Raw genomic sequence first — 18,922 nt, forward strand, 5'->3', positions numbered from 1 at the left:
GCCATAAGCGCCCGCCTGTGAAGTGTCGCAGGCGGGCTCTTTTCGCATGCCCGCGGGCTGAGCGCCTTTGACGTGTCCAACGGTGTGTCCCATTGGTTCTCCGACGGCGTGTCCAACCGAGAAAAACAGTCGGTTGGACACCATTCCCCAAGCCCCGATCCGTACACACTGTCGCCCAGCAAATGTCCGTGAGAGCATGAACCCGGGCTGGATCATGCCCGTTATCGACACCAGACACGAATTGCTCATCCGCGACAGACGGATTACGCGGATCGCACGGATCGCGCCCTGCTCGGAATTTCAGGCCCGGGGGAATGATGAACGGTCAGGCTGATTACGAACTGCCACTCTTCCATTCCCAAGAGGGAATTCTGCTGGCGCAGCGCATGGAAGACTCGCGTCGCCTCTACAACGTCGGCCAGTACATCGAAATCGCCGGCGCCGTCGATCGCCAACTCTTCGAGCGGGCTTTGCGGCAGGCCGTCGCGGAGACGGAGATCCTGCGCGTGAAACTCGTGGCAGACGGCGACCGCGTCGTACAGCGGTTCGCCGGCGATCCCGGGACAGGAGAGGAACACGGGGCCATGCTTCTCGTGGACCTCAGCGCGGAGAGCGACCCCGACGAAGCCGCAGAAACATGGATGCGGGCGGAACTGCACCAGGTCGGCGACCCCACCGAGAGTCGGCTCTTCTCCCATGCCCTCCTCCGTCTCGCCCCCGACCGCTACGGCTGGTTCCAGCGTTACAACCACTTGCTGATGGACGCGTACGGCTGCTCACTCATCGGCCGCCGCGTGGCGAAGATCTACACAGCCCTCCTGAACGGTGACACCTGCCTGCCCCCCGGTCACGCGCCTCTCCGCGAACTACGACGGCAGGAGTCCGACTACCGCGCCTCCGACGAGTACAACAACGACCTCCAGTACTGGACCGACCACTTCGCGGACCGGCCCGAACCCGTGAGCATCCCGGGGCAGCGCTCCGACGGGCCCGACGAAGTCCTCCGGCGAACGGGCCACCTGCCTCCCGCCTCGGTCGAGGCCTTGCACCGGGCCGCCGCTCTGACCAAGGTGAGCTGGCCCCGCCTGGTCGTCGCGGCCGTCGCCGCTTTCACGAGCCGGCTCGGCGGCACGGACGAGGCCCTCCTCAGCCTCCCGGTCTCGGTCCGCACCACCGCACAGGCACGACGAACCCCGGTGACGACCGCGAACGTGCTCCCGGTCCGCCTCCCCGTGACCGCCGACACCACACTCGTCGAACTCGCCCGGCTCGCCGAGCGGGAAGTCGGCGGCCTGGTCGAGCACCAGCGCTTCCGCGGCGAGTGGCTGCGCCGGACGGCCGGCTGGCCCACGGGCATTCGCTGGCAGTTCGGCCCGTACGTCAACATCATGCCGATCGGCGAAACCCTCCGCTTCGGTGAGCACAGGGCCGTCGTGCAGGAGCGGTCGAACCGGCGCGTCGAAGAATTCGGCGTCCTGGTGAGCGGCTGGTCGGACGACGACGGAATGCGCGTCACCTTCGAAGCCAATTCCCGCCTGTACGACGCCCGGTGGCTCCACTCCGCCCACGCCTCCTTCCTCCACTTCCTGGAACGTGTGCTGGCTGATCCGTTGGTGGCGGTGGGGCGGGTTGATGTGGTGGGGGAGGTTGAGCGGGAGCTTGTGGTTGGGGGGTTCAACGATACGGGGCGGCCTGTGGTGGGTGGGTCGTTGTTGGAGTTGTTCGGCTCGCATGTTCGTGCGTGTCCGGGGGCGGTGGCGGTTCGGTCGGGCTCGGAGGTTTTGTCGTATGCGGAGTTGGACGAGCGTTCGGACCGGTTGGCCAGATTCCTGGTGAGTGTGGGTGTGGGGCGTGAAGGGGTGGTGGGTCTGTGCCTGCCGCGTGGGGTGGATGTGGTGGTGGGGGAGCTGGCGGTGTGGAAGGCCGGTGGGGCTTTCGTGCCGCTTGATCCTGAGTATCCGTCCGATCGGTTGCGGTACATGATCGGGAACAGTGGTGCGGGTGTGGTCCTTGCGACGGCGGAGACGTCGGCCCGGGTGCCTGCGGGGCCGGCCCGCGTTGTTCTGCTTGAGGAAGTCCCTGCTGCGCCTGATCCGGTCGTGTTGCCGGGTGTGACGGATCCGGACCAGCTCGCGTATGTGATCTATACCTCTGGGTCGACGGGTCGGCCCAAAGGCGTGGCGGTGGGGCATCGGGGTGTGGTGAACCTGGTGGGGGCGATGGCTCCGGTGTTGGGTGCGGGTCCTGGTGTGGTGACGTTGCAGTTCGCTTCGTTCAGTTTTGATGCGGCGATCCTGGATGTGGCGGTGGTGCTGGGTTCGGGTGGCACGTTGGCGATCGCGACGGGTGAGGAGCGTGCGGAGCCGGGTGCGTTGGCGGGGATGATCGCGGCCCACGGCGTCTCCACGGCCAGCGTGGTGCCCTCTCTCCTCGGGGTTCTGGATCCCGAGCAGGTGTCGGGAGTGAAGACCTGGGTGTTAGGCGCAGAGCGCCTGACCGCGGATCTCGCTGCCCGGTGGGTGCCTGGGGCGAAGGTGGTCAACACGTACGGGCCGACCGAGGCGACCGTCATGGTCACTGCCGGGCTTGTGGCGGAGGACGTCATGCCGGCGGACGAAGCTCCTGTCATCGGCCGTCCGCTGTCGAACTCCCGTCTCTTCGTGCTGGATTCCTTCTTGCGTCCGGTTCCGCCGGGCATCACCGGGGAGGTGTATGTCGCGGGTGCGGGGCTGGCTCGTGGTTACGTTGCCCGCCCTGATCTCACGTCGGAGCGTTTTGTGGCGTGTCCGTTCGTTACCGGTGAGCGGATGTATCGCTCGGGTGATCTGGCGCGCTGGAACGGTGAGGGGGAGTTGGCGTTCGTCGGGCGGGCCGACGCGCAGGTGAAGGTGCGTGGTTTCCGTATCGAGCTGGGCGAGATCGAGGCGGTCCTCTCCGCCCATCCCGCCGTCGGTCAGGCGGTTGTTGTGGCCCGCGAGGACGGGCCCGGCGACAAGCAACTCGTCGGCTACGTGGTCGCGGCCGACGGGACGGCACTGTCCGTCGGTGACCTCCGGGCGTTCGCGGGTGAGCGGTTGCCGGAGTACATGGTGCCGGCGGTGTTCGTGACGCTGGACGCGCTGCCCCTGACCCCGAACGGGAAGGTCGACCGCTCCGCCCTGCCTGCCCCCGGTCGTGGTGAAGCCGCCGGCGGTCGTGCCCCGGCGGGTGTGGTCGAGGAGCTGCTCTGTGCGCTGTTCGCCGAAGTCCTCGGGCTGGAGCGCGTGGGCGCCGACGACGGCTTCTTCGAGCTGGGCGGCGACTCGATCATGTCGATGATGCTGGTGTCCGCCGCCCGGCGGGCCGGGCTGGCCATTACCGCCCGCCAGGTGTTCGAGCGTCGTACCCCCGCGTCGCTGGCAGCCGTGGCCGTTCTCGCCCGGGACGTACCGGTGGGCGGCGGTGATCCGGGCGTGGGCGACGTGCCGCTGACGCCGGTCATGCGGGAACTGATCGACCGGGTCGGCCTCGACCGCCTGAGCCAGGTCGTACAGTCCGGCGCCTTGTCCACCCCGCCCGGCCTGCGGTACGACACGCTGGTCCGAGCAGTCCAGGCGATCGTCGACCACCACGACATGTTGCGCGCCCGGCTGGAGACGGAGACCGAGCCGCAGCGGCTGGTGGTGGCCGAGCCGGGGACCGTCTCCGCCATGGCATGGGTCCGCCGCGTCGAGGTGACCTCCGCCGACCTCGATCACGTGATGGAGCGGCAGATAGAAGCCGCCGTGGACCGGCTGGATCCGTTCTCCGGGACCGTGGCACAGGTGGTGTGGCTCGACTGCGGGCCGCACGTGCCCGGTCGGCTGCTGATGACCGCACACCACCTTGTGGTCGACGCGGTGTCGTGGCGAGTGCTGCTGCCCGGTCTTGCCCACGCCTACGAGGAGTTGGCGGCCGGGCGCGAACCCGTGACGCTGCCGGTGCCGACGTCGTTCCGGCACTGGTCACGACGCTTGGCCGAACAGGCCTCCGGAGAGGCCCGGTTGGCGGAGCTTCCGCGGTGGGCGCGCCTGCTCGGCTCATCCGAGCGCCCCCTCACCGAGCAGCCGGTCGACCCCACCCGTGATCTCGTCGCCACCGTGCGTCGGGTCTCCGTGACAGTGCCGTCGGAGGTGACGTCCGCGCTGCTGACCGCCGTACCGGCCGCCTTCCGGGCCGGCATTGACGACGTCCTCCTGACCGCGTTGGGCGCGGCAGTTGCCGAGTGGCAGGGCGCCCGGAACGTGGACTCGGGGGAGGCGGACCGGGGCAACGCAAACCCGAAGGACGGGCGCTCGGAGGACGGCGGGCTGCTGGTGGACGTGGAGAGCCACGGGCGGGAGCCGCTGACGGAGGGAATGGACCTGTCGCGCACGGTGGGGTGGTTCACCGGCGCACACCCGGTCCGGCTCGACCTCGGGAGGGCCGACGCGGCCGAGTTCCGGTCCGGCGGTCCGGCAGTCGGCCGGGCGCTGAAGCTCGTCAAGGAGCAGCTGCGGGCGGTCCCCGGCGACGGTCTTGGGCACGGCCTGCTCCGGTATCTCAACCCCGAGACCAGGGCCGTACTCGCGGAACTGCCGTCGGCGCAGATCGGCTTCAACTACCTGGGCAGGTCTACGGCGGGCACCCCCGTGGGTACCGCCCCCGGCACCTCCGCAGGTACCTCCACCGTCACCACGCCGGGCACCTCCACCAGCACACCCACGGACACGCCCCCCTGGACGCCGACCGCTGAACTCGCCCTCACCGCCGGCTCCGGCGGAAAGTTCCCCGTCATGCACGCGGTAGAAGCGATGGGCGAGGTGCGCGACCGCGCCGATGGCCCCGAACTCACCCTGACCGTCGCCGCGCCCGGCCGCCTGCTGGACGAAGCGGCGGCACGCGCCCTCACGGAGGGCTGGGCGGCGATGCTCGCCGGTCTGGCCGCGCACGTCACCCGATTCAGCGGCGGCGGCCGTACCCCGTCCGACTTCCCGTTGGTGGCGCTCGAACAGCACCAGGTCGAGGCGCTGGAATCCGCAGTCGACGGGCTTGTCGACGTCTGGCCGCTCGCACCGCTCCAGGAAGGACTGCTGTTCCACGCCCTCTACGACGAGCAGGCCACGGACGTGTACGTCGAGCAGATGGTCCTCGGCCTCGAAGGCCCGTTGGACACCGGCGTACTGCGGGCTTCCTGGCAAGCCCTCCTGGACCGGCACCCGACCCTGCGGGCGGGATTCCGCCAGGTCGCCGGGGTGGAGCGACCGGTGAGGGTCGTGGTGGACGAGGTCGTGCTGCCCTGGCGGGAGGAGGACCTGTCAGGTCGGGATGAAGCCGACGCCTGGGCGGAATCGGAACGCGTCGCGATCGAGGAACGCGCACACCGCTTCGACGTGGCGCGGCCGCCCCTGCTGAGGGTACTGCTGGTCAAGACCGGGCCCGACCGCCACCGCATGCTGGTGACGCTGCACCACCTCGTACTCGACGGCTGGTCGCTGCCCGTCCTGCGCCGCGAACTGTGGGCCTGCTACGCGGCGGGCGGCAGTGCGGCCGGTCTGCCCCCGGTGACCTCCGAGGGGACCTACCTGTCCTGGCTGGCGCGGCAGGACCAGGAAGCGGCCCGGGAGGCCTGGCGCGCGGAACTGGCGGGCCTTGAGGAGCCGACGTTGGTCGCTCCCGCCGACCGGGACGACCCCGGAGCCACGTCCGAGACGGTTTCCGGCGAGGCGCCGCACCACCTCTTCGAGGCCCTCGGTGCGTTGACCCGAAGCCTGGGCGTGACCCTGAACACCGTCGTCCAGACCGCGTGGGCCCTTGTCGTCGGCCAGCTGACCGGCCGTGACGACGTGGTCTTCGGCGCCTCCGTGGCGGGCCGGCCCGCCGAACTGCCCGGCATGGAGAACATGCTCGGGCTGTTCATCAACACCGTTCCCGTACGGGTCCCCCTCGCCCCGGAACGGACCGTCACCGACACCCTGACCGACCTCCAGGCACACCAGTCGGCGCTGCTCGACCACCAGACCCTGCGTCTCAGCGACATCCACCGCCTCGCCGGACCCGGCTCCGGCTTCGACACACTCCTCGCGTTCGAGAACTACCCGTCCCGGATGAACCCCGCGACCGCCTCGGGAACCGACGGCCAGGCCCCCGAGGGTGTGATGCTCACCGAGGCCTGGATGCGCGAGTCGGTCAACTACCCCGTCGTGCTGGTGGCCGACCCGCTCGACGGGCTCCGCCTCCGCCTTTCCTATGGCACGGACATCCTCGACAGGCCCGCCGCGGAAGCCCTCCTCGGCCGCTTCCTGCACGCCCTGGAGCAGTTGGCCGCTCACCCGCACACGCCTGTCGGCCGCCTCACGCTCATGGACGGAGGCGAGCGGCGCCGGGTCACCGAGGAGTGGAACGCCACCGCGCGCCCGATGCCCTCCGGCTCTCTGCCGGAGCTGTTCCGCGCCCAGGTGGCGCGCACCCCGGACGCGGTGGCCGTGATCGAGACGGACCGCGTGTGGACGTACGCCCGACTTGCCTCGGCCGCCGATCGGGTGGCCCGCGGACTCACCGCCCGGGGGGTGCGCCGCGGCGACCTGGTCGGGGTAGCGCTGGAGCGTTCGGCGGACTACATGGCCGTGGTACTGGGAGTGCTCCAGGCGGGCGCGGGTTACGTACCGGTGGACCCGGACTGGCCGGAGCGCCGTGTGCGGTTGATGCTGGAGGACACGGTGCTGAGCGTGTCCGGGCCGCATACGGCGGACACGTCCGCCTTCGCTGACGCGGTACCGGCCGGAACGCTGCTCGCGGAGACCGGGGAGCCCGCCGCGTCCGGCCTGGGTGACAGCGGCGAGGCGCGGGTGACGGCGCGTGACGTGGCGTACGTGATGTACACCTCCGGGTCGACCGGCGTACCCAAGGGCGTGGTGGTCACGCACGCAGACGTGGTGGCGCTCGCGCACGACAGCCGCTTCGCGCAGGGGCACGAGAGCGTCCTGGTCCATTCCGCGCAGACTTTCGACGCCTCAACGTACGAGCTGTGGGTGCCTCTCCTCCGGGGTGGGCGCGCGGTGATGGCCCCACCGGGCGTTCTGACCCCGGCACTCGCGCGCGAGTGGATCGACCGGCACGGAATCACCGCGATGTGGCTCACCGCCGCCCTGTTCCACCTGTTCGCCCAGGACGACCCGGGCTGCCTGCGCGGGCTGCGCGAGGTGTGGACCGGTGGCGACGCGGTCCGGGCCGAAGCGGTCCTGCGGGTACGGGAGGCATGCCCCGGTCTGGTCGTCGTGGACGGATACGGCCCGACCGAGACCACCACCTTCGCCACTTCCCACCGCCTCGAACCGATGACCCCCGTGCCGTCGGCCGTGCCCATCGGCAAGCCGCTCGACAACATGCGCACCTTCGTCCTGGACTCTTTCCTGCGGCCGGTCTCCGCCGGGCTGGCGGGGGAGCTGTACGTCGTCGGCGCCGGGGTGGCGCGGGGGTATCTGGGGCGTTCGGGGTTGACGGCGGGCCGGTTTGTGGCCTCCCCGTTCGTGCCGGGTGAGCGGATGTACCGCACCGGGGACCTGGTGCGGTGGACCGGGAACGGTGATCTGGTCTTCGTCGGCAGGGCGGACGCCCAGGTGAAGGTCCGGGGTTTCCGGGTGGAACTCGGCGAGGTGGAGGCGGTGTTGTCCGCCCATCCGGGCGTCGGGCAGGCCGTGGTTGTGGCCAGGGATGTCGGGGCCGGAGATGGCGGGGCCGCCGGCGCAGGGGGCGGGCTCCCGATTGAGAACGGGTCCGGGGAGAAGCGGCTTGTCGGGTATGTGGTGTCGGAGGGTTCCGGTGTTGATCCCTCGGCGGTGCGTGCGTATGTGGCGGGGGTTCTGCCGGAGTACATGGTTCCGGCGGTGGTGGTTGTTCTGGATGCTCTGCCGTTGACTGTGAACGGGAAGGTGGACCGTGGTGTTCTGCCTGAGCCGGACTTTGCCGGCCGGGTGTCGGGGCGGGCGCCGGTGGGTGGGGTCGAGGAGCGGTTGTGTGCTCTGTTCGCGGAGGTTCTCGGGTTGGAGCGGGTGGGGGCTGACGACGGCTTCTTCGAGCTGGGTGGCGACTCGATCATGTCGATGCAGTTGGCGTCGCGTGCTCGTCGGGCCGGGCTGGTGATTACTCCTCGGCAGGTTTTCGAGGAGAAGACCGTCGAGCGGCTTGCGAGGGTCGCGGAGTCTCTTGTTCGTGAGGACAGCAAGCCCGCCGGTGACGTCGGGGTGGGCGAGGTGCCGTGGACCCCCGTCATGAAGGCTTTGGGAGAGCGGATCGTAGGGGCGCGGTTCACCCAGTGGGTGGTGGTGGGCGCTCCGGCGGATCTGGACCTGGATGTGTTGGGCCGTGCTGTGGGTGTGTTGTTGGACGGGCATGACATGTTGCGGGCGCGGGTGGTCGGTGGTGCGTTGACGCTGGTGGTGGGCGAGCCGGGGTCGGTGGATGCGTCTGCTCTGATCACTCGGGTCGATGCCGGTGGTGAAGGCCTTGATGTGGTGGCGGGGCGGGTGGCTCGTGGGGCTGTGGGGCGGTTGGATGCCGCGGCTGGGGTGATGGTTCAGGTGGTGTGGGTGGATGCGGGGCCGGGCCGCGTGGGTCGGCTGGTGCTGGTGGTGCATCACCTGGCAGTGGACGGGGTGTCGTGGCGGATCCTCATGGCGGATCTTGAGCGTGCGTACGAGGATCTGGCGGCGGGGCGTGCGGCGGTGCTGGAGCCGGTGGGGACGTCGTTCCGCCGGTGGGCCGGGCTGTTGGCCGAGCAGGCGAAGAGCCCGGAACGGTTCGCCGAACTGGACTCCTGGTTGGAGATGTTGGGGGACACGGACCCCGTACTGGGCCGTCGGGAGTTGGATCCGGCGGTGGATGTCTCCAAGACGTTGCGCCGCCAGGAGTGGGTGGTGCCGGCAGACGCGGCGGCCACATTGGTGGGGCGGACCCCGGTGGCGTTCCACTGTGGTGTGCATGAGGTGTTGCTGTCGACGCTGGCAGGGGCGGTGGGCCGGTGGCGGCCGGAAGCCGCGGACCTGTTGGTGGACGTGGAGGGGCACGGACGTGAGCCGGTCGGGGACCTCGATCTGTCGCGTACGGTCGGCTGGTTCACCAAGATTCATCCTGTACGGCTGGACGTGACCGGCATCGACCTCGCGGACGCGGCCGTGGGAGGCGCGGCGGCCGGGGGCCTTCTCAAGGCGGTCAAGGAGCAGTCCCGTGCCGTACCCGGTGATGGGCTCGGCTTCGGCCTGCTCCGGCACCTCAACCCGGAGGCGGCGCAGGTGCTCTCCGCGGCCCCGGCTCCCCTGATCGGCTTCAACTACCTGGGCAGGTTCGCGGCCGGCACCGGGACGGCGGCGGTGGGCGCCTGGGAGATGGCCGGTGAGACGGCCGTGGCCGGTTCCTCCAACCCCGACATGCCCGTGGCCCACGTGGTCGAGGTACGGGCCGTCGTGCGCGACACGGCCGACGGTCCCGAGCTGACGCTCACTCTGAGCTGGCCGGAAGCAGTCCTGGCCGATGCCGAGGCAGCGGAACTGGGCGAGACCTGGATGCGGATGCTCACGGGCCTGGCCGCGCACACGGACACCCCGGGAGCGGGCGGGCGCACGCCGTCGGACTTCCCGTTGGTGGAGGTGTCGCAGGTGGGTGTGGCGGAGCTTGAGGCTGTGGTTCCGGATCTGGTGGATGTCTGGCCTTTGTCGCCGTTGCAGGAGGGCTTGTTGTTCCATGCGGCTTATGACGGGGACGGGCCCGACGTCTATGAGGGGCAGCGGTCGCTTGTGGTGGAGGGGCCGTTGGATGTGGGGCGGTTGCGGTTGGCGTGGGGGGTGGTGTTGGAGCGGCATCCGGTGTTGAGGGCGAGTTTCCATCCGGGTGTGGCGGTGTGGGGTGGTGCGGTGCAGGTGGTGTCGGGGCGGGTGGTCCTGCCGTGGACCGTGGCGGATGTGTCGGAGTTGACGGACGTCGAGGCGACGGCCGAGGTGGAGCGGCTGTCCGCCGCCGAAAAGGCGCACCGCTTCGATCTGACCCGGCCACCCCTGCTTCGGCTGCTCCTGATCCGGCTCGCCGAGGGCCGGCACCGCTTGGTCATTACCAGTCATCACATTGTGTTGGATGGTTGGTCGTTGCCGGTGTTGGTGGGGGAGGTGTCGGCGGCGTATGCGGCGGGTGGTTCTGGGCGTGGGTTGCCGGTGGTGGGGTCGTATGGGGAGTACTTGGGGTGGTTGGGGGAGCAGGACAAGGGGGCTGCTCGGGAGGTTTGGCAGGGGGAGTTGGCGGGGGTTGATGGTGCGACGTTGGTGGTGGCTGCGGAGTCGGTGCGGTCGGTGGTGGTGCCGGAGCGGGTGCGGTTCGCTTTGGAGGAGGGGTTGTCGCGGGGGTTGGGTGAGCTGGCGCGTGCGCATGGGCTGACGGTGAATACGTTGGTGCAGGGGGCGTGGGCGTTGGTTCTGGCGCGGTTGGCGGGTCGGGAGGATGTGGTGTTCGGGGCGACGGTGGCCGGCCGGCCGGCGGAGTTGCCGGGTGTGGAGTCGATGATCGGGTTGTTCATCAATACGCTGCCGGTGCGGGTGCGTCTCGACGGCGGTCGGCCCTTGCTTGGCCTGTTGGTGGATCTTCAGGCGCGGCAGTCGGTGTTGATGTCGCATCAGCATGTGGGGTTGCAGGAGATCAACCAGTGGGTGGGTGCGGGAGCCGTTTTCGACACGTTGGTGGTGTATGAGAACTACCCGCGTGCCGCGACCGATGCCGTGACCGGCCCCGACGCCATCACCATCCGGTCCGCAGGCATCCCTCTCGACGCGGGCCACTACCCGCTGAGTCTTGTTGTGGATCCGGGACACGAGCGCCTCCACGCCGAACTCGTCTATCGGCCGGATGTGTTCGATCGGGTGCGGGCGGGTGAGGTGTTGGCGTCGTTCGTGGGGGTGTTGGAGCAGTTTGTGTCTGATTCCGGTGGGTTGGTGGGGCGGATCGGTGTGGTGGGTGGTGCCGGTCGTGAGGTGGTGGTGGACCGGTGGAATCGGACGGTGGTGCCGTGGGTGCCGGAGGTGTTGCCGGAGTTGTTCGCGCGGCGGGTGGTGTTGTCGGCGGGTGCGGTGGCGGTTGTTGGTGGTGAAGAGTTGTTGACGTATGGGGAGTTGGAGGGTCGGGCGGGTCGGTTGGGTCGGTTGTTGGTGGGGTTGGGTGTGGGGCCTGAGTGTCGGGTGGGGGTGGTGGTGGAGCGGTCGGTGGCGTTGGTGGTGTCGTTGCTGGCGGTGTCGATGGCGGGTGGTGTGTTCGTGCCGGTGGATGTGGGGTATCCGGCGGAGCGTGTGGGGTTTGTGCTGGGGGATGCGGATCCGGCGGTGGTGGTGTGCACGTCGGGGACGCGGGGCGTGGTGCCGGCGGGGTTCGGTGGCGTGGTGGTGGTACTGGATGATCCTTCGGTGCTTGCCCGGCTGGCGGAACTGGAGGGTGGCGCGATCGGGGACGGGGAGCGGTTGTCTCCGCTGCGGCCCGACCACGCCGCGTACGTGATCTACACGTCCGGATCGACGGGCACACCCAAGGGAGTCGCCGTCCCCCACGCGGGCCTGAGCAACCTTGTCGCGGATCGCGTCCGGCGCTACCGGATCGACGCGGACAGCGCGGTGTTCCAGCTCGTCTCACCGAGCTTCGACGTCTCGATGGCCGACATCTGGCCCGTACTGTGTGCCGGCGGACGGCTCGTCCTCGCTCCGGGACGACTCCACGACACCTCCGGTGACGAACTGGCCGACCTGATGCGTACCCGACACGTCACCCACGTCGCCGCGACCCCCACGGTGCTCGCGCAGCTGCCGGCGGACCGACTGCCCGAGCTGCGCTCCATCGTCATCGGTGGCGAGCCCGGGTCCGGGGAACTACGGCGCCGCTGGGCGGAGGGCCGTGAGCTGGTCAACGAGTACGGTGTCACCGAGGCAACGGTCGCCTCCACCGTGAGCCGGCCCCTCAGCGGAGGAGAGACACCTCCGATCGGCCGGCCCATCAACAACACACGTGTGTACGTCCTGGACTCCTTCCTGCTTCCCGTACCGCCGGGTGTGGCGGGGGAGTTGTACATCGGGGGCGCCGGGCTGGCGCGGGGGTATCTGGGGCGTTCAGGTCTGACGGCGGGCCGGTTCGTGGCCTCTCCGTTCGTGGCGGGCGAGCGGATGTACCGCACCGGAGACCTGGTCAGCTGGACCGACGACGGCCAACTCTTCTTCGTCGGCCGTGTCGACCATCAGGTCAAGGTCCGGGGCCACCGTATCGAACTGGGCGAGATCGAAGCCGCCCTCGCCGACAGTCCCGGTGTCGCCCAGGCTGTCGCTCTTGTACGGGAAGACCGCCAGGGGCCGCGCCGTCTCATCGGCTACGTGGCGCGAAGCGGACCGGCACTGGACGGTCGGGCGGTGCGCGAGCACGTTGCCGAGAGGCTGCCGGAGTACATGGTCCCAGCGCTGGTGGTCGTTCTGGACGCCCTGCCTCTGACGTCGAACGGCAAGGTCGACCGGGCGGCCCTCCCCGACCCTGACCCCGCCATCGCCGAACGAGCGGTGGGGCGGGCGCCGGTGGGTGGGGTCGAGGAGTTGTTGTGTGGGTTGTTCGCGGAGGTTCTTGGACTGGAGCGGGTGGGGGCTGACGACGGGTTCTTTGAGCTGGGTGGCGATTCGATCATGTCGATGCAGTTGGCGTCGCGTGCTCGTCGGGCCGGGCTGGTGATTACTCCTCGGCAGGTCTTCGAGGAGAAGACCGTCGAGCGGTTGGCGGAAACGATCAGCGCTTCCGGCGCGGCTGAGACGCCCCTTGCCGGAGACATAGGGGTGGGCGAGGTGCCCTGGACGCCTGTGATGCGGGTGCTGGGCGAGCGGGTGGTGGGGTCGGGGTTCGCGCAGTGGGTGGTGGTGGGTGCTCCGGCGGATCTGGACCCGGATGTGTTGGGCCGTGCTGTGGGTGTGTTGTTGGACGGGCATGACATGTTGCGGGCGCGGGTGGTCGGTGGTGCGTTGACGCTGGTGGTGGGCGAGCCAGGGTCGGTGGATGCCGCGAGTCTGATTACTCGGGTTGAGGTGGGCGTCGAGGGTTTGGATGTGGTGGCGGGTCGGGTGGCTCGTGGGGCTGTGGGGCGGTTGGATCCTGCGGCTGGGGTGATGGTTCAGGTGGTGTGGGTGGATGCGGGGCCGGGCCTGGTTGGCCGGCTGGTGCTGGTGGTGCATCACCTGGTGGTGGACGGGGTGTCGTGGCGGATCCTCCTGCCGGATCTTGAGCGTGCGTATGGGGATCTGGCGGTGGGGCGTGCGGCGGTGCTGGAGCCGGTGGGGACGTCGTTCCGCCGGTGGGCCGGGGTGTTGGCCGAGCAGGCGATGAGTCCGGAGCGGGTGGCCGAACTCGAGCCCTGGTTGAGTGTGTTGGGCGAGCACGATCCAGTGCTTGGTCGTCGGCCGTTGGATCCGGCGGTGGATGTGGCGGGGACGTTGCGTCGTCGGGAGTGGGTGGTGCCGGCCGGGGAGGCAGCGACTCTGGCGGGGCGGACTCCGGTGGCGTTCCACTGTGGTGTGCATGAGGTGTTGCTGTCGACGCTGGCCGGGGCGGTGGGCCGGTGGCGGCCGGAAGCGGTGAGCGTGCTCGTGGACATCGAGGGGCACGGCCGTGAGCCGATCGGTGACGTCGATCTGTCACGGACGGTCGGCTGGTTCACCAGCGTGCAGCCGGTACGGATGGACGTGACCGACGTCGACCTGATGGACGCGGCCGGGGGCGGGGCCGCAGCTGGTGACCTGCTGAAAGCGGTCAAGGAACAGATCCGGACCGTGCCCGGTGACGGGATGGGCTACGAACTCCTGCGCCATCTCAATCCGCAGACCGGCGCTGTCCTCGCCTCCGCACCGCGCGCGCAGATCGGTTTCAACTACCTGGGCCGCTTCGCCGCGGCCTCAGTGGAGGCGGGGCCGGCCCGGCCGTGGCAGATGGCGGGGGAGAGCGCGGTCGGCGGTTCCGCCGACCCCTACATGCCGGCGGCGTACGCGCTGGGGGCCGGTGCCGTCATCCGCGACACCGCGCGGGGGCCGGAGTTGACGTTCAGCCTCAGCTGGCCGGAGGGCCTTCTCGACGGGGACGACGTGGAGGCGCTGGGCGAGGCATGGATGGACATGCTGTCCGGCCTGGCCGCTCACACGGACGCTCCCGCCGCCGGCGGACACACCCCTTCCGACTTCGGGCTCCTGCGCCTCGTACAGGACGAAGTCGACGAATTTGAAGCGATTGCCGCACGCCTCGAAGGAGGGCTCTCCCAGTGACATCAACCCGTGGTGCCCAAAAGTCGGCCCTGGCGGAGGTATGGCCGCTGTCGCCGTTGCAGGAAGGGCTGCTCTTCCACGCGGCCTACGACGACCAGGGGCCGGACATCTACGGTGTGCAGTTTGTGCTCGCCGTTGACGGCCCCTTGGACGCCGCGCGGCTCCGGGCATCCTGGGAGGCCCTGCTCAGGCGCCATGCCACCCTGCGGGCCAGCTTCCACCGTCGGGGGTCTGGCGAGGCGGTGCAGCTCATCATGCGTGAGGTCGCCCTGCCCTGGTGCGAGACCGATCTCTCGGATCTGCCCGAGTCCGAGGTAGCGGCGCGCATCGACGAACTCGCCGGACGGGAACGGGCCCAGCGACTCGACTTGACCGTGCCGCCGCTGTTGCGCCTGGTCCTGATCCGGCTAGCCGACGACCGTCATCGCCTCGTGATGACGACCCACCACCTTCTGATGGACGGCTGGTCGATGCCCGTCCTGCTGAGTGAACTTTCGGCGATCTACGCGGCCGAAGGTGCCACCGGCGGACTCGGACGGGCGCACTCGTACGGCGAGTACCTGACGTGGCTCGACCACCAGGACAAGGAAGCCGCACGAACCGCATGGCGGGCGGAGCTGGCCGGTATCGAAGAGTCGACGCTCATCGCTCCCTCCGACGCGACGCGTACCGCCGTACTACCCGGAGAGGTGACGGTCGAGCTCAGCTCCGAAACCAGCGCCGAGCTGGCCGGGTTGGCCCGAACGCATGGTCTGACGGTGAACACGGTGGTACAGGGTGCGTGGGCGCTGGTGTTGGCGCGGCTGGCCGGGCGGGAGGATGTGGTGTTCGGCGCGACGGTGGCCGGCCGACCTCCGGAGTTGCCCGGCGTGGAGTCGATGATCGGCCTGTTCATCAACACCTTGCCGGTACGGGTACGGCTGGACGGCGCGCGGTCGGTCCTGGAGACGCTGGCCGACCTTCAGCAACGGCAGACACGGCTCATGTCCCACCAGCACATGGGCCTGGCCGAGATTCAGAAACTCGCCGGCCCCGGGAGCGTCTTCGACACACTCGTCGTCTACGAGAGCTACCCGCATGGATCCGCGGACTCGTCAGCTCCGGACGCCCTTTCGGTCTCCATCCTCGAAGGTTCCCAGTCGACCAACTACCCCCTGACGCTGGGCATTCTGCCTGGAGACTCGCTTCAGATCCATGTCACCTACCGGCCGGATCTCTTCTCCTTCGCGGAGGCATCGGGGATTGGGCATCGGCTGGTGCGGGTGTTGGAGCAGGTGGTGGCTGATCCGTTGGTGGCGGTGGGGCGGGTTGATGTGGTGGGGGAGGTTGAGCGGGAGCTTGTGGTGGGGGGGTTCAACGATACGGGGCGGCCTGTGGTGGGTGGGTCGTTGTTGGAGTTGTTCGGCTCGCGTGTTCGTGCGTGTCCGGGTGCGGTGGCGGTTCGGTCGGGCTCGGAGGTTTTGTCGTATGGGGAGTTGGATGAGCGTTCGGATCGGTTGGCCCGGTTTTTGGTGAGTGTGGGTGTGGGGCGTGAGGGGGTGGTGGGTCTTTGTCTGCCGCGTGGGGTGGATGTGGTGGTGGGGGAGTTGGCGGTGTGGAAGGCCGGTGGGGCTTTCGTACCGCTTGATCCTGAGTATCCGTCCGATCGGTTGCGGTACATGATCGGGAACAGTGGTGCGGGTGTGGTGTTGGCGACGGCGGAGACGTTGGCCCGGGTGCCTGCGGGGCCGGCCCGTGTGGTGTTGCTTGAGGAGGTTCCGGCTACCACGGGGGTCGAAGATCTTCCGGGTGTCACCGATCCGGACCAGCTCGCGTATGTGATCTATACCTCTGGGTCGACGGGTCGGCCGAAGGGTGTGGCGGTAGGGCATCGGGGTGTGGTGAACCTGGTGGGGGCGATGGCTCCGGTGTTGGGTGCGGGTCCTGGTGTGGTGACGTTGCAGTTCGCTTCGTTCAGTTTTGACGCGGCGATTCTGGATGTGGCGGTGGTGCTGGGGTCGGGTGGCACGTTGGCGATCGCGACGGGTGAGGAGCGTGCGGAGCCGGGTGCGTTGGCGGGGATGATCGCGGCCCACGGCGTGACCACGGCCAGTGTGGTGCCCTCGCTGCTCGGGGTTCTGGATCCGGCGCAGGTGCCTGGAGTGGACACCTGGGTGCTGGGCGCTGAGCGTTTGACCTCCGACTTGGCGGCTCGGTGGGTGCCTGGGGCGAAGGTGGTCAACACGTACGGGCCGACCGAGGCGACCGTCATGGTCACTGCCGGGCTCGTGGCGGAGGACGTCACGCCGGCGGACGAAGCTCCTGTCATCGGCCGTCCGCTGTCCAACTCCCGTCTCTTCGTGCTGGATTCCTTCTTGCGCCCGGTTCCGCCCGGCATCACCGGGGAGGTGTATGTGGCGGGTGCGGGTCTGGCTCGTGGTTACGTCGCGCGCCCTGATCTCACGTCGGAGCGTTTTGTGGCGTGTCCGTTCGCGATGGGTGAGCGGATGTATCGCTCGGGTGATCTGGCGCGCTGGAACGGTGAGGGGGAGTTGGCGTTTGTCGGGCGGGCTGACGCGCAGGTGAAGGTGCGTGGCTTCCGTATCGAGCTGGGCGAGATCGAGGCGGTGCTGTCCGCCCATCCGGGAGTGGCCCAGGCGGTTGTCGTGGCCCGCGAGGATGGCCCCGGCGACAAGCAGCTCGTCGGCTACGTCGTACCGCGGACTCAGGACATCGACATGCGGCAGGTTCGGGAGCACCTCGCCGAGGCGCTGCCGGAGTACATGGTCCCCGCCGCGCTCCTCGTACTGGACGCCCTGCCCCTGACACCGAACGGCAAGGTCGACCGGGGCGCCCTGCCCGCCCCGGACCTCCTTGGGAGAGCTTCAAGTCGGCCACCGATGGGTGGGGTCGAAGAGCTGTTGTGTGCTCTGTTCGCGGAGGTTCTCGGGTTGGAGCGGGTGGGGGCTGACGACGGGTTCTTTGAGTTGGGCGGTGACTCGATCATGTCGATGCAGTTGGCGTCGCGTGCTCGGCGGGCCGGGCTGGTGATTACTCCTCGGCAGGTCTTCGAGGAGAAGACTGTTGAGCGGCTTGCGAGGATCGCGGAGTCTCTTGTTCGCGAGGACGACAAGCCTGCCGATGACGTCGGGGTGGGCGAGGTGCTGTGGACCCCCGTCATGCGGGCGCTGGGCGAGCGGGCCGCTCGCGCGGGTTTTGCGCAGTGGGTGGTGGTGGGTGCTCCGGCGGATCTGGACCTGGATGTGTTGGGCCGTGCTGTGGGTGTGTTGTTGGACGGGCATGACATGTTGCGGGCGCGGGTCGGTGGTGCGTCCCGGTTGGTGGTGGGTGAGCCTGGTTCGGTGGATGCGTCTGCTCTGATTACTCGGGTCGATGCCGAAGCCGGTGGTGAGAGCCTTGATGTGGTGGCGGGTCGGGTGGCTCGTGGGGCTGTGGGGCGGTTGGATCCTGCGGCTGGGGTGATGGTTCAGGTGGTGTGGGTGGATGCGGGGCCTGGTCGGGTTGGTCGGCTGGTGCTGGTGGTGCATCACCTGGTGGTGGATGGTGTGTCTTGGCGGATTTTGTTGCCGGACTTGGAGCGTGCGTACGAGGATGTGGCCGCAGGCCGTACTGCCGTACTCGACCCGGTGGGGACATCCTTCCGCCGCTGGGCGGGGATACTGGCCGAACAGGCGGTGAGTCCGGAGCGGGCCGCCGAACTGGACGGTTGGCTTGCCCTGTTGGGCGAGGGAGCTCCGGTGCTCGGGCGTCGGGCGCTGAACCTGGCGGTGGACGTGACTGGGACGTCGCGTCGTCGTGAGTGGGCGGTGCCGGCCGGGCAGGCGGCGACACTGGTGGGCCGTACTCCGGCGGCCTTCCACTGTGGTGTGCACGAGGTGCTGCTGTCGACGCTGGCCGGAGCGGTGGGCCGGTGGCGGCCGGAAGCGGCGAGCGTCCTGGTGGAGGTGGAGGGGCACGGCCGTGAGCCTATCGGTGACGTTGATCTGTCACGGACGGTCGGGTGGTTCACCAGCGTGCAGCCGGTACGCCTGGACGTGACCGACGTCGACCTGGTGGACGCGGCCGAAGGTGGAGCCGCCGCCGGCGACCTGGTGAAGGTGGTCAAGGAACAGGCCCACCAGGTCCCAGGCGACGGCCTTGGCTACGAACTGCTGCTTCATCTCAACCCGGAGACCCGGCCTGTTCTCGAATCTGCTCCTCGCGCCCAGATTGGTTTCAATTATCTGGGTCGGTTCGCTGCGGCTACTGAGTCCGGCCGTTCTGCTTCGGTGGGGGCGTGGCAGATGGCCGGGGAGAGTGCGGTGGGTGGTTCCGCCGATCCTGATATGCCGGTGACGCATGTGGTCGAGGCGGGTGCTGTTATTCGTGACACGGTTGAGGGTCCGGAGCTGACGCTCACGCTGAGCTGGCCGGACGGAGTCCTGGAGGCGGCCGACGCGGAGGCGTTGGGCGCGGCCTGGACTGATCTGCTCGCCGGACTCGCCGCCCACACCGACGCCCCCACCGCAGGCGGACACACCCCCTCCGACTTCGGTCTTCTGAACCTCGCACAGGACGAAGTGGACGAACTCGAAGCCGAGTTCGCCGATGGCAACGACAACAACCACGACTTCTAG

The 18,922-nt window shown here is 69.1% G+C and carries 2 protein-coding genes; both read left to right on the forward strand.

Annotation, left to right across the window (positions count from 1 at the left end; translation table 11 throughout):
- The first annotated feature begins 317 nt into the window (after positions 1-317).
- Positions 318-14,306 (forward strand): non-ribosomal peptide synthetase, encoded by a 13,989-nt coding sequence (locus OG349_RS32275; RefSeq protein WP_327238810.1) that lies wholly within the window; start codon positions 318-320, stop codon positions 14,304-14,306.
- Positions 14,303-18,922 carry a non-ribosomal peptide synthetase gene (locus OG349_RS32280; RefSeq protein WP_327237951.1) on the forward strand — a complete coding sequence of 1,540 codons (4,620 nt, stop codon included), beginning with the start codon at positions 14,303-14,305 and terminating at the stop codon, positions 18,920-18,922. Before OG349_RS32275 ends, OG349_RS32280 begins: the two co-directional genes overlap by 4 nt.

The organism is Streptomyces sp. NBC_01317 (assembly GCF_035961655.1).
Lineage (GTDB): Bacteria > Actinomycetota > Actinomycetes > Streptomycetales > Streptomycetaceae > Streptomyces.